The organism is Immundisolibacter sp. (genome assembly GCF_014359565.1).
In the GTDB taxonomy this organism is placed as follows: Bacteria; Pseudomonadota; Gammaproteobacteria; order Immundisolibacterales; family Immundisolibacteraceae; genus Immundisolibacter.
The window spans coordinates 78,797-91,141 of sequence record NZ_JACIZD010000003.1 but is presented as its reverse complement, the minus strand read 5'-3'; the positions used below and the strand labels follow the sequence as shown (position 1 = coordinate 91,141).

The window sequence follows — 12,345 nt, the reverse complement described above, 5'->3', positions numbered from 1 at the left end:
TCACCGAATGATGCCGCGCTGCGAGCGGCGCACGAAGGCGGCGAGGGTCGCCAGATGCGGGCAGTCGCTCTCGCCATCCAGCACCGCCAGCGCATCCTGCAGGCGCAGGCCGCTGCGGTAGAGAGTCTTGTAGGCGCCCCGGATGGCGGTCAGGTCTTGGGCGCTGAAACCGCGCCGGCGCAGGCCCTCGGTGTTGATGCCGCGCGGCCGGGCCGAGTTGCCCTCGGCCATGACGAACGGCGGCACGTCCTTCAGCGCCACCGAACTGGCGGCCAGGAAGCTGTGCGCGCCCAGGGCGCAGAACTGGTGCACCAGCGCGAAGCCGCCCAGGATCACGTGGTCCTCGACCAGCACGTGGCCGGCCAGCGAGGACGAATTGGCGAAGATGGTGTGGTTGCCGATCAGGCAGTCATGGGCGATGTGCACGTAGGCCATCAGCCAATTGTCGTCGCCGATGCGCGTTACCCCGCCGCCGCCGGCGGTGCCGGTGTTGATGGTGCAGAACTCGCGGATGGTGTTGCCGTCGCCGATTTCGAGCCGACTGTCATCGCCGGCGTGGTACTTCTTGTCCTGCGGAATCTCGCCGATGGACGCGAACTGGAAGATGCGGTTGTGACGCCCGATGCGGGTGTTGCCGGTGATGACCGTGTGCGGGCCGATGACACAAGCCTCGCCGATTTGCACCTGCGGGCCGATCACGGCGTAGGGACCGACCTCGACGTCCGGCGCCAGGCGGGCGTCAGGATGGATGCGGGCGGTCGGATCGATCATGTGATGGCCTTGAGCGTGCACATGATCTCGGCCGAGGCGACCTCGGTCCCGTCCACGCTGGCGCTGCAGGTGAACATCCAGATGCCGCGCACGGCGCGCTTCAGCTGCACCTCGATACGCAGCTGATCGCCCGGTTGCACGGCCTGGCGAAAGCGCGCCTTGTCGATGCCCACGAACAGGTACACGTTGTCGTCCTGCGCGCTGGTGCCGGTGGAACGAAAGCCCAGCACGGCGCTGGCCTGCGCCATGGCCTCCACGATCAGCACCCCGGGCATGACCGGGTAGTTCGGGAAATGGCCGGGGAAGAACGGCTCGTTCAGGGTGACGTTCTTGAGCGCGACCAGGCGCGTGCCGAGCTCCAGTTCCAGCACCCGGTCCAGCAGCAGGAAGGGGTAGCGGTGCGGCAGCAGGCGCATGATTTCGGTGGCGTTCAGGGTTTCCGGCTCGCTCATTCGTGTGGATCCTTGGACGTGCGTTCCAGGCGCAGTAGCCGCCGCGCCAGCTCGTCGAGTTGATGAAAACGGCCGATATTGCGCCGCCAGCGGCGGGCCTCCTCGGCCGGGATGCCCGAGTACACGCCCGGACGGCTGATCGATTGCGCAACCATGGACATGCCGGTCACGGTCACACGGTCGCAGATTTCAAGGTGCCCGACGAAGCCGACCCCGCCGCCGATCACGCAGTGGCGGCCGATGACGGTGCTGCCGGAGATGCCGACACAGGCGGCGATCGCCGTGTGATCGCCGATCCGCACGCCGTGCGCCACCTGGATCAGGTTGTCGAGCTTCACGCCGTTGCCGATCAGCGTGTCGTCCAGCGCGCCGCGGTCGATGGTGGTGTTGGCGCCGATCTCCACGTCGTCGCCGACCACCACCCGGCCCAGTTGCGGCACCTTGACCCACACGCCGCGGTCGTTGGCCAGACCAAAGCCGTCGGCGCCCAGCACGGCGCCCGGATGAATCAGGCAGCGGGCGCCGAGCTGCGTGCCGGCCAGCAGCGTGACCCGCGGCGCCAGGCAGGTACCGGCACCGACCACCACGCCCTCACCGAGGTAGCAGCCGGCGCCGATTTGCACGCCATCGCCCAGCTGCACGCCAGCCTCGATGACCGCATGGGCCTGCACCGCGACGCCCTGGCCGAGCCGGGCCTGCGGGTGAATCCGGGCCGTGGGATCGACTCCGGGTGCCGGCAACGGCGCCGGGTGCAGCAAGGCCGCCGCCCGGGCAAAGGCCAGATACGGGTTGTCGGCGATCAGCCGCGGGCCGGCGAACAACTCCCGGTCGGCCGGCGCCAGCACCACGGCGCCGGCGCGGGTGTCTGTCAGTTGCCTGCGATAGCGGCGGTTGACGAAAAAACTCAGCTGCGCCGCGCCGGCCCTGGCCAGCGTGGCGACGCCGTCCAGCTCGCGATCACCATCGCCCTCTACGCTGCCACCGACCCGCTGCGCCAGCTCGCTCAGGCGCATCCGTCGATCAGGGCTTGGCCGGGTTCTTGAGCAGCGCCAGCACCTGGTCGGTGACGTTCAGCGCGTCACTGGCGTAGATCACGCCTTCGTACAGGATGAGGTCGTAGCTGTTGGCCTTGGCGAACTTCTCGACCGCACCGAGCAGTTGCTCGCGCAGCTTGCCGACTTCCTCCGACTGGCGGATGCGCAGGTCGTCCTGGAACTCGTCCTGGGCATGCTTGAGCTCGCGCCGGCCGTCGATGATCTCCCGCTCCTTGGCCTTGCGCTGGTCCTCGCTGAGCATCAGACCGTTCTTGGACAGGTCCTGCTCCTGCTGTTCCAGACGCTTGGCGCGCGATTCGAGCTGCTGGCGGCGCGGCGTGAATTCGTCACGCAGTTTCTTCTGCACCACCTCGGCCTGCGGCGAGGCCTGCAACAGGGCCGACGCATTGACGTAACCGACTTTCAGGTCCGCCGCCAGCGCCGGCGTCAACAGCAGGCTGCCCAGCAGCCCCAGCATCCATCCCTGCATCCGTGTCATCGTCAGACTTCTCCGTGTGAGCGTGAACAAAAAATCTAGAATCCGGCGCCCAGGCTGAACTGGAAGCGTTGCGTCTCGTCGTCCGGACCATCGTTGAAAGGCTGGGCGATGGCCACCGAGATGGCTCCGAAGGGTGAGATCCACACCGCCGCGACGCCGGCCGAGTAGCGCAGCTCGCCCACCTTGAGCGGATCGCCTGGCGCGAACACATTGCCGGCATCGCCGAACACCGACATGCGGAAATTCTTGCTCTGCTGGTCCATGAACGGCACCGGGAAGAACAGCTCGCTGCGACCCAGGATCAAGCGGTCGCCGCCGAGCGGGTCGTCGTACTCGTCACGCGGGCCGAGCGTGTTGTCCTTGAAGCCGCGCAGGGTGCGAAAGCCACCGGCGTAAAAGTTCTCGAAAAACGGCAGCTCGCTCGTGTCCCCGTAGCCGTCCCCGTAGCCCAGCGTACCGCTGAGCAGCAGGCTGACCGTGTCGCTGAACGGGAAATAGTGCTGCTCGGTGAAGTTGAGCTTGTAGAACTGCAGGTCGCCGACCGGCACCGCCACCTCGCCCGACAGCCGGCGCAGCGCGCCACGGTCCGGAAAGATGGCGCGGTTGCGGGTGTCGTGGGCCAGGCTCAGGTTGACCCTGAAGATGTTGTAGCTGTCGCCGTTGTCGTTGATGAAGTCGAGGATTTCCCGGGGCGTGTAGAAGCCCGGGTCGATGCTGGTCTGCTCGGCCCCCACGCCGAAGCCGAAGGAATCGAATTCCGACAGGGGCACGTTGTAGCCCCAGTTGCCGCCGACGGAGCTGGTGTCGTACTCGGACAGATTGGCGTCGGCGGCATCGGTGGAGCGCACGAAGGCGCTGACCGTGCGGCTGACGCCGTCCACCGTGGCATACGGATTGGTGTGGGAAACGCTGTAGACGCGGGAATAGTCGCTGTTGCTGAAATTGACGCTGACGCTGTCGCCGGTGCCCAGGAAGTTGTTCTGCGTCACCGCGGCGTTCAGCAGCAGGCCGCTGCCCTGGCCAAAGCCGACACCCGCCGAGATGCTGCCGGACGGGCGCTCCTTGACCGTGAAGTTGACGTCCACCTGGTCCGGGCTACCCGGCACGGCCGGCGTCTCGACCGTCACGTCCTCGAAAAAGCCGAGCCGCTCCAGGCGCACCCGCGAGCGTTCCACGGCCGCCGAGGAGAAGGTGGCGGCTTCCAGCTGGCGCATTTCCCTGCGCATCACCTCGTCGGCGGTCTTCTCGTTGCCGGAGAAGCTGATGCGCCGCACGTAGGCACGCTTGCCCGGGTCGACGAAGAAGGTCAGCTTGGCGGTGGCCTTTTGCTTGTCGATTTCCGGCGCGGCATTGACGTTGGCAAACGCGTAGCCGGCCTCGCCCAGGCGCTCGGAGATGGCGTCGCTGGTCTCGGTCATTTTCTTGCGCGAGAAGGTGTCGCCCGGGCGCAGCTTGACCAGCTTGACCAGCTCTTCGGGCTCGACCACCAGGTTGCCGGACAGCTTGACCTCGTCGACGCTGTACTGCTGGCCTTCGCTCACGTTGATGGTGATGTAGATCTCGCGCTTGTCGGGAGTGATGGCGACCTGCGTCGATTTGATGTCGAAATCCAGATAACCACGATCCAGATACCAGGCGTGCAGGCTTTCCAGGTCGCCGGCCAGTTTCTGACGCGAGTACTTGTCGTTGCCGGTGATGAAGCTGAGCAGGTTGGGCGTCGACAGCTTGAACGCGCCGCGCAGGGTTTCGTCGTCGAACACCCGGTTGCCGACGATGTTGATCTGACGAATGCGCGCCACATCGCCCTCGGCGATGGTGATGTCGATGCGCACCCGGTTGCGCGGCAGATCGGTGACTTTGGTATCCACCTTCATGCCGTACTTGCCGTTGGCGTAGTACTGGCGCTGCAGTTCCTGACGCAACTGGTCCAGCGCCGAGGGCACGAACACCCGCCCGGTGGCCAGGCCAGCCTCGCGCAGGCCCTTTTGCAGATCCTCGGTCTTGATGTCCTTGTTGCCGGTGATGTTCAGCTCGGCGATCGACGGCCGCTCCACCACGTCGATGACCAGCACGTCGCCGTCGCGGTCGAGCTTGACGTCGCTGAAGAACTCGGTCTGGAACAACGCCCGGATGATGGCGCTGGAGCGCTGCGGGTCGAAACGGTCACCGACGCGCAGCGGCAGCGCGATCAGCACCGCGCCGGGCGAGATGCGCTGCAGGCCGTTCAGCCGGATGTCGCGAACGGTAAACGCATCTTCCGCTGCTGCCTGCGCCGATGTCTGGAGCACCTGCAGGCACAGCATGATGGCCAGCAGGCTGCGGGAAAGGATGCGCAGGGAATCGGAAAACAAGGCGTCACCGGGCAGGCCGCAGCCCGCAGTCAGGATCGAAACAGGAGCCGCGTGATGTCGTTATAGAAGGCCAGCACGGTGAGCGCCAGCAGGGCCACCAGGCCGATCTGCTGGCCGGCCGCCCGGACCCGCTCCGGCAATGGCCGCCCACGCACCAATTCGGCGGAATAGTACAGCAAGTGCCCCCCGTCCAGAACCGGCACCGGCAGCAGATTCAGCAGTCCCAGCGACAGGCTGACCAGGCCCAGGAAGGACAGGAACTGGGCCACACCCAGGCGTGCGCTTTGGCCGGCAAACTCGGCGATCGACAGCGGTCCGCTGATGTTGCGGCTCGACGCGCTGCCCGTGAGCATGCGCCCGATGACCTCGCCGGTCAGCACCGTCATGTCGCGCAGCTTGCCGAGCGCCTCACCGGCGCTGGCCAGCGGCCCATAGCGCTGGCGCAGGTAGTAGTCGTCGAACTGCGCGCTCACCGGCTGTGGCGCAAGGCCCACGCGCCCGATACGCGTGCCCGCCTCGTCGATGGCCTGTGGCGTCAGGGTCAGCTCGAGTTCGGTGCCCTCGCGCTGCAGGCGCAGGCGCAGGGGCTGCTGCGGGCTGGCGCGCACCGTCTGTACCCAGTCGTCCCAGTCGGCAAGCGGCTTGCCGTTGACTGCCAGCAAGACATCGCCGACCCGGATGCCGGCCTGCGCCGCGACACCGCCGGCGATCACCTCGCCGACCCGAGCGTCGACCCGTGGCCCGCGCCAGGCGAGGCCCAGGTGGCGCATGACGTCCGGGTTCTCGGCCCGGTAATCGAGGCCCGACAAATCCAGCACCCGCGCCTGATCGCTGCCGGGTGCGTCGGCAGGCCGCACCTGCACGGTCACCTGCCGGCCGTCGATAGCCGCCGGCAGCAAGGCCAGCACCGCGTCTTCCCAGGTGCGCACCGACCGGCCATCGACGGCGCGCAGTTCATCGCCCGCCTGAAAGCCGGCGCCGGCAGCCGGCGTGCCCGGCAAGACCTGCCCCACCACCGGTCGCTGGCCGTAGGTGCCGACCATGAACATGGCCCAGTACAGCAGCCATGCCAGCAGCAGGTTGGCCAGCGGCCCGGCCGCCACCACCGCCATGCGGGCCAGCACCGGCTTGCGGTTGAAGGCCTGGTCGAGCTGCGCGGGCTGCACCGGCGCCTCGGTTTCATCCAGCATCTTGACGTAGCCGCCCAGCGGCAGGGCGGCGATCACGAATTCCGTGCCGTGACGGTCCGTGCGCCGCCACAGCGGGCGCCCGAAGCCGATCGAGAACCGCAGCACCCTGACGCCGACCCGGCGCGCGGCCCAGAAATGCCCGTATTCGTGCACGCTGACCAGCACGCCGATGGCGACCAGAAACGCACCCACCGACCACAGCAGATTCAGCATCGCGATTGCACCTGTGACATGGCAATCCGCCGTGCCGCGGCGTCGGCGGCCAGAACGGTTTCCAGACTCTCGGCCGGGACGGCGGGCACCGCATCCAGGCTGGCGCCCACGACCTCGGCAATGCTGCCAAAGGCCAGCCGGCCGTCAAGGAACGCTTGGACCGCAATCTCGTTGGCAGCGTTCAGAATGGCTCCCGCAGTGCCACCGTCGCGCAGCGCCCGATACGCCAGATCGAGGCAGGGAAAACGCGCCCGGTCCGGCAGCTCGAAATCCAGCCGCGCCACATCGAACAGGTTCAGCGCCGCGGCGCCGGAGGCCTGACGCTGCGGCCAGGCCAGCGCGTGGGCGATCGGTACCCGCATGTCGGGGCTTGCCAGCTGCGCCAGCAGCGACCCGTCGCAGTACTCGACCAGCGAATGCACCACGCTTTGCGGATGCACCACCACCTCGATGGCGTTGCCAGGCAGGCCGAACAGCCAGGCGCTTTCGATCACCTCGAGCCCCTTGTTCATGAGCGTGGCGGAGTCGACCGAAATCTTGCGCCCCATCACCCAGCGCGGGTGGGCGCAGGCCTGGTCGGGCGTGGCACGCGCCATGTCGGCCGCCGCGGTACGCAGAAACGGCCCGCCGGAGGCGGTCAGCAGCAGGCGGCGCACGCCGCGCTCGGCCGCCGGTTCGCCACAGCGATACGCCGGCAGGCACTGGAACATGGCGTTGGTTTCGCTGTCGATGGGAATCAGCGTGGCGCCGCCTTGGCGCACCGCATCCATGAACAGCGCGCCGGCCATGACCAGCGCCTCCTTGTTCGCAAGCAGCAGCGTCTTGCCAGCCTGCGCAGCGGCCAAGGACGATGCAAGGCCCGCCGCGCCGACGATACCGGCGACGACGACATCGACTTCCGGTGCGCGCACTACCTGCTCCAGCACCTCGTGGCCGGCCAGCACCTGAGTGGCCTGCCCGGCACCCAAGGCTGCGCGAAGTTCCGCCGCCGCGGCAGGCTCGGTCAGCACCGCCAGCGGGGGCCTGAACTGCCGACAGATTTCGAGCATGCGCGGCACGTTGCGCCGCGCCGCGACCACCTGCAGGCGGTACCGGTCCGGGTGCAGCGCGAGCACCGACAGCGTACTGTCGCCGATCGAGCCGGTGGCCCCGAGCAGGGCAACGCCGCGCATCGCCTAGCCCCGCACCAGCAGCGGCGCGGTCAGCGCAAACAGGGGCGCCGCGGCGATCAGGGCGTCGATGCGGTCCAGCACGCCGCCGTGACCGGGCAGCAGATGACTGCTGTCCTTGACCCCGGCGCGGCGCTTGAACAGGCTTTCCGCAAGATCGCCCACCACCGATACGGCCGCGCAGGCGGTGACGAGCCCGACCAGTGCCGCCAGGCGCAGGCCGTCCAGCCCCAAGGCAAGTCCCGCGACCAGCCCGACCAGTACCGCGCCGACCAGGCCGCCGAGCAGTCCCTCCACGGTCTTGCCCGGGCTGACCTGCGGACACAGCTTGCGCTTGCCGAAGCGGCGACCGACCAGATAAGCGCCGCTGTCGGCTGCCCACACCAGCGCCAGGCACAGCAGCAGCAAGGGGCGCTGCCCATCCGCCAGACGGGCCAGCGCCAGCCAGGCGGGCGCCAGCGCCAGCAGGATGATGGCGGCCTGCGCCAGCGGCCGGTCAATCCAGTCCGGCAGGACCGGGTAGCACAGCACCAGCCGCAGCCCCAACGCCCACCACGCGAGTGCGGCGGCGAGCGCCACGGCGGTCCACGAAGCCGGCAGCGCGTACGACCCAGCCAGGCAGGCGCCGAGCGTCGCCAGCAGCAGCCAGCGCCGCGCACCGCTCAGGCCCGAACACAGGCCCGCCCATTCCCAGGCGGCGCGCAGGGCGATCGCCGCGAACACCCCCAGCACCCACGGCAGCGTGCCGCGCCACAGCAGCAGCAGCGCCAGACCCAGCAGGACGATGGCCGTCAGGATACGCGTTTTAGGCACCGGCACCGCCGAGGCGCAGTTGCTCGCCGGTGCGCCCGAAACGCCGCTCGCGGCCGGCAAACCAGGCCAGCGCCTGGTCCAGCGCGGCGGCGTCGAAATCTGGCCACAGGGTGTCGGTGAAATACAGCTCCGCATAGGCCAGCTGCCAGAGCAGGAAATTGCTGATGCGCAGCTCGCCGCCGGTGCGGATCAGCAGGTCGACCGGTGGCGCGCTGCCCAGGGCCAGTCGGGCCGCGAAGCTGTCTTCATCCAGGTCGGCGGGGTCCAGTTCGCCCGCGACCGCTGCGGCCGCCACCGATCGCGCCGCCTGCACGATGTCCCAGCGCCCACCGTAATTGGTGGCCACGGTCAGGTGCAGGCCCTGGCAGTGGGCCGTGGCGGCCTCGACCTGCGCGATCGCCGTCTGCAGGCGTGCCGGCAGGGCGCTGCGATCGCCGATTACCGACAGCCGGATGTCGTTTTCCAGCAGCCGCATTTTCTCGTCGCGCAGGGCGCGCAGGAACAGCTCCATCAGCAGCGATACCTCATCCGGCGGACGCCGCCAGTTCTCACTGCTGAAAGCGAACACGGTCAGGTAGCCGATGTTGCGCCGGGCGCACTCCTCGACGATGCGCCGCACCACGCGGGCGCCGACCCGGTGGCCGGCCACCCGCGGCAGGTGACGCTGACGCGCCCAGCGGCCGTTGCCATCCATGATGATGGCAAGGTGCCGCGGGTAGCTGGCCTCGGGCGTCGTCATGGCGCCCGGTCAGACGTCCAGCAGGTCGGCTTCCTTGGCCGCCAGAAGGGCTTCGACCTCGGCCACGAAACGGTCGGTGAGCTTCTGTATCTCGGCCTGGCCACGGGCTTCGTCGTCGACCGAGATCAGCTTTTCCTTCTCCAGCTCCTTGAGCGAGCCGTTGGCGTCGCGGCGCACGTTGCGAATGGCCACCCGGCAGGCTTCGCCCTCGCCGCGCACCACGCGGATCAGATCCTTGCGCCGCTGCTCGGTCAGCGCCGGCAGCGGCACGCGAATGACCATGCCGGCAGTGGCCGGATTGAGCCCCAGGTCGGATTCGCGAATGGCCTTGTCGATGGCCGCCACGGCGGCCTTGTCGAACGGCGCCACCAGCAGCGTGCGTGCGTCCTCGGCGCTGACGTTGGCCAGCTGGCGCAGCGGCGTGTCCACACCGTAGTAATTGACATGCACCTGGTCCAGCAGGCCCGGGTGGGCGCGGCCGGCGCGGATTTTCTTCAGTTCCTCATGCAGCCCGTGGACGCTCTTGGCCATGCGCTGTTCGGCGTCCTTGAGCACGTCATCGATCATGTCTGTCTCCCGTCCGCGGCCGGCGCCATGAGGGTGCCGACCGGCTCTCCGTGCACGATACGCAGCAGCGCGCCGCGACTGTTCATGTCGAACACCCGCACCGGCAGGGCGTGCTCGCGCGCCAATGCCACCGCGGTCGCGTCCATAACGCCCAGGTGCCGCGCCAGCACTTCATCATAGTCAAGCTGCTCGTAACGTCGTGCGGTGGCGTTGCGCAGCGGATCGACGTCGTAGACGCCGTCGACCTTGGTGGCCTTGAGCAACAGCTGGGCGCCGATGTCGATGGCGCGCAGGCAGGCGGCCGTGTCGGTGGTGAAATACGGATTGCCTATACCGCCGCCGAACAGCACCACCTTGCCGGCCTTCAGATGCGCCAGTGCCTTGACCCGCACGAACGGCTCGGCGACGCCGGTAACCGGCAGCGCGGACATGACGCGGGCCGCCAGGCCAGCGCGTTCCAGTACCTCGTGCAGCGCCAGCGCATTCATCACCGTGGCCAGCATGCCGATGTAATCGGCGGTGGCCCGGTCACCCCCGTCGGCTGCCGCCGGCAGCCCGCGAAACAGGTTGCCGCCGCCGACCACCAGACCGACCTGCACGCCGGCCGCCAGCACCGGCGCCAGTTCGTCGGCCACCGCCTGCATGGCCGGCCGATCGAAGCCGTGCGGCTTGCCGCCGGCCAGCGCCTCGCCGCTGAGCTTCAGCAGGATGCGTTTGTACTTGGGCGGCGAACCGGCCATGGAGCTTCAGCCGCGGGCTTGCTTCATCACTTCGGCGACGAAGTCGTCGGCCTGCTTCTCGATGCCCTCGCCGACTTCCAGCCGGTCGAAGCCGATCACCCGCGCGTTCGCCTTTTTCAGCAATTGCTCGACGGTGGTGTCCGGGTCCTTGACGAAGGGCTGGCCGAGCAGAGTGACCTCGGCCGCGTACTTGCGCAGCCGGCCCTCGACCATCCTGGCGCGGATGTCTTCCGGCTTGCCGGATTCGGCCGCCTGGGCGTCGTAGATTTCCTTCTCGCGGGCGATCACATCCGCCGGAATCTGTTCGCTGGACACGCACAGCGGCCGGCTGGCGGCGACGTGCATCGCGATGTCCCGCGCCAGGGCCAGATCGCCGCCCTCGAGTTCGACCAACACGCCAATGCGCGAGCCGTGCAGGTAGCTGCCGATCACGCCGGAGGTCGTCTGGCGGCGCACGAAACGGCGCACGCGAATGTTCTCGCCGATCTTGGCCACCAGCTGCTGGCGGGCTTCCTCGACCGTGCCGTCGCCCAGCGTCAGAGCCGACAGCTGTTCCACGTCGGCTGGCGCCTGGCTCAGCACTAGATCGCCAACTGCCTGCGCAAAGGCCAGGAAGCCGGCGTCCTTGGCCACGAAGTCGGTTTCCGAGTTGACCTCGGTGAGGGCCACGCTGCGCCCGTCGGCGCTGGCCGACAGGATGATGGCGCCATCGGCTGCGATGCGCCCAGCCTTCTTGTCGGCACGCGCGGCGCCGGCCTTGCGCATCAGGTCGATGGCGACCTCGATGTCGCCCCCGGCCTCGGTCAGCGCCTTCTTGCATTCCATCATGCCAAGGCCGGTGCGCTCGCGCATTTCCTTGACCAGTGCTGCCGATATGTTCATTTGAGATGCCTCCAGGTCAGGGCGCCACCGGTCTTGACCAACGGGGTGCCCGAGCAAAAAAAGAGGGGTCGAACCCCTCTTTGTGAATGAAAAAACACGTGCGTGGTCGGCGGCGGCGCCGCGCAGCCACGCCCGCCTAGCCGACCTCGACGACTTCGATGAACTCGTCGCTGCCGCCCGCCGCCAGGGCGGCGCGACCGTTGCGAATCGCTTCCGCGGCCTGGCCCAGATACAGGTCGATGGCGCGGATCGAGTCGTCGTTGCCGGGAATGACGTAGTCGATCTTTTCCGGGCGGTTGTTGGTGTCGACCACCGCAATCACCGGGATGCCCAGGCGGTTGGCTTCCTCGACGGCGATGTGCTCGTAGCCGGTGTCGATCACGAACAGCGCGTCGGGCATGCCCTTCAGGGTGCGGATGCCGCCGACGCTGCGCACCAGCTTCTCGCGCTCGCGGTGCAGCAACTGGATTTCGCGCTTGCTCAGGTCGCCGGTCTTGCCCAGCTCGAGGCGGGTTTCCAGATCGATCAGGCGGTCCACCGACTTGCGCACGGTGCGGTAGTTGGTCAGCATGCCGCCCAGCCAGCGGTAGCTGATATACGGCATGCCGCAGGCGGTGGCATGCTGTTCGACCAGCTTGCGGGCCTGGCGCTTGGTGCCCACGAACAGCACCGTGCCGCCGCGGGCGGCGATCTTGCCCAGCACGTTCATCGCATCGCGCAGCATGGGCAGGCTGCGCTCCAGGTTGATGATGTGGATGTTCTGGCGGGCACCATAGATATAAGGAGCCATGGCCGGCGACCAGTAGCGGGTCTGATGACCGAAATGGACGCCCGCGTCCAGTAGGTCGCGCATGGAAACTCCAGCCATAAGCAAAAACGCTCCGCAAGTCTTGGGTGAGGGCCGCGATACAACGGGCAATCGTCG

Annotated in this window: 13 protein-coding genes; all 13 read right to left on the bottom strand. The window is 68.1% G+C overall.

Features of this window, described 5'->3' with window-relative positions:
• The gene (gene lpxA / locus H5U26_RS06435; RefSeq protein ID WP_290617820.1) at positions 1 to 771 is read right to left on the bottom strand and encodes an acyl-ACP--UDP-N-acetylglucosamine O-acyltransferase; all 771 of its coding nucleotides are present in this window, start codon (positions 769 to 771) and stop codon (positions 1 to 3) included.
• The gene (gene fabZ / locus H5U26_RS06430; RefSeq protein WP_290617818.1) at positions 768 to 1,223 is read right to left on the bottom strand and encodes a 3-hydroxyacyl-ACP dehydratase FabZ; all 456 of its coding nucleotides are present in this window, start codon (positions 1,221 to 1,223) and stop codon (positions 768 to 770) included. Before fabZ ends, lpxA begins: the two co-directional genes overlap by 4 nt.
• Positions 1,220 to 2,236 carry a UDP-3-O-(3-hydroxymyristoyl)glucosamine N-acyltransferase gene (gene lpxD, locus H5U26_RS06425; protein WP_290617816.1) on the bottom strand — a complete coding sequence of 339 codons (1,017 nt, stop codon included), beginning with the start codon at positions 2,234 to 2,236 and terminating at the stop codon, positions 1,220 to 1,222. Before lpxD ends, fabZ begins: the two co-directional genes overlap by 4 nt.
• Before the next feature lie 7 nt (positions 2,237 to 2,243).
• Entirely contained in the window at positions 2,244 to 2,756 is a 513-nt protein-coding gene (locus tag H5U26_RS06420) for an OmpH family outer membrane protein (RefSeq protein WP_290617814.1), read from the bottom strand.
• Positions 2,757 to 2,791: 35 nt separating this feature from the next.
• Positions 2,792 to 5,107, bottom strand: coding sequence for an outer membrane protein assembly factor BamA (gene bamA / locus H5U26_RS06415; RefSeq protein WP_290617812.1), 2,316 nt, complete (start codon positions 5,105 to 5,107; stop codon positions 2,792 to 2,794).
• A 29-nt stretch (positions 5,108 to 5,136) separates the two neighbouring features.
• On the bottom strand, positions 5,137 to 6,507 hold the full coding sequence (rseP, locus tag H5U26_RS06410; RefSeq protein WP_366055907.1) for an RIP metalloprotease RseP: 1,371 nt from the start codon (positions 6,505 to 6,507) through the stop codon (positions 5,137 to 5,139).
• Positions 6,504 to 7,682 (bottom strand): 1-deoxy-D-xylulose-5-phosphate reductoisomerase, encoded by a 1,179-nt coding sequence (locus H5U26_RS06405; protein ID WP_290617808.1) that lies wholly within the window; start codon positions 7,680 to 7,682, stop codon positions 6,504 to 6,506. Before H5U26_RS06405 ends, rseP begins: the two co-directional genes overlap by 4 nt.
• Before the next feature lie 3 nt (positions 7,683 to 7,685).
• A complete protein-coding gene (locus H5U26_RS06400) occupies positions 7,686 to 8,492 on the bottom strand; it encodes a phosphatidate cytidylyltransferase (protein ID WP_290617806.1) in 807 nt (268 codons plus the stop codon).
• Complete coding sequence (gene uppS / locus H5U26_RS06395) at positions 8,485 to 9,231, bottom strand: polyprenyl diphosphate synthase (protein ID WP_290617804.1); 747 nt, start codon at positions 9,229 to 9,231, stop codon at positions 8,485 to 8,487. Before uppS ends, H5U26_RS06400 begins: the two co-directional genes overlap by 8 nt.
• Positions 9,232 to 9,240: 9 nt before the next feature.
• Positions 9,241 to 9,798: a ribosome recycling factor gene (gene frr, locus H5U26_RS06390; protein WP_290617802.1), complete on the bottom strand. Its 558-nt coding sequence runs from the start codon at positions 9,796 to 9,798 to the stop codon at positions 9,241 to 9,243.
• Positions 9,795 to 10,538: a UMP kinase gene (pyrH, locus tag H5U26_RS06385; protein ID WP_290617800.1), complete on the bottom strand. Its 744-nt coding sequence runs from the start codon at positions 10,536 to 10,538 to the stop codon at positions 9,795 to 9,797. Before pyrH ends, frr begins: the two co-directional genes overlap by 4 nt.
• Before the next feature lie 6 nt (positions 10,539 to 10,544).
• The gene (gene tsf, locus H5U26_RS06380) at positions 10,545 to 11,420 is read right to left on the bottom strand and encodes a translation elongation factor Ts (RefSeq protein ID WP_290617798.1); all 876 of its coding nucleotides are present in this window, start codon (positions 11,418 to 11,420) and stop codon (positions 10,545 to 10,547) included.
• A 136-nt stretch (positions 11,421 to 11,556) separates the two neighbouring features.
• Entirely contained in the window at positions 11,557 to 12,288 is a 732-nt protein-coding gene (gene rpsB, locus H5U26_RS06375) for a 30S ribosomal protein S2 (protein WP_290617796.1), read from the bottom strand.
• Positions 12,289 to 12,345: the final 57 nt, after the last annotated feature.

Bases quoted from the DNA above. Each gene is read 5' to 3' on its own strand.
- rpsB (WP_290617796.1), bottom strand. From the start codon at position 12,288: ATGGCTGGAGTTTCCATGCGCGACCTACTGGACGCGGGCGTCCATTTC.
- uppS (WP_290617804.1), bottom strand. From the start codon at position 9,231: ATGACGACGCCCGAGGCCAGCTACCCGCGGCACCTTGCCATCATCATG.
- H5U26_RS06420 (WP_290617814.1), bottom strand. From the start codon at position 2,756: ATGACACGGATGCAGGGATGGATGCTGGGGCTGCTGGGCAGCCTGCTG.
- frr (WP_290617802.1), bottom strand. From the start codon at position 9,798: ATGATCGATGACGTGCTCAAGGACGCCGAACAGCGCATGGCCAAGAGC.
- lpxA (WP_290617820.1), bottom strand. From the start codon at position 771: ATGATCGATCCGACCGCCCGCATCCATCCTGACGCCCGCCTGGCGCCG.
- pyrH (WP_290617800.1), bottom strand. From the start codon at position 10,538: ATGGCCGGTTCGCCGCCCAAGTACAAACGCATCCTGCTGAAGCTCAGC.
- lpxD (WP_290617816.1), bottom strand. From the start codon at position 2,236: ATGCGCCTGAGCGAGCTGGCGCAGCGGGTCGGTGGCAGCGTAGAGGGC.
- fabZ (WP_290617818.1), bottom strand. From the start codon at position 1,223: ATGAGCGAGCCGGAAACCCTGAACGCCACCGAAATCATGCGCCTGCTG.
- tsf (WP_290617798.1), bottom strand. From the start codon at position 11,420: ATGAACATATCGGCAGCACTGGTCAAGGAAATGCGCGAGCGCACCGGC.
- H5U26_RS06405 (WP_290617808.1), bottom strand. From the start codon at position 7,682: ATGCGCGGCGTTGCCCTGCTCGGGGCCACCGGCTCGATCGGCGACAGT.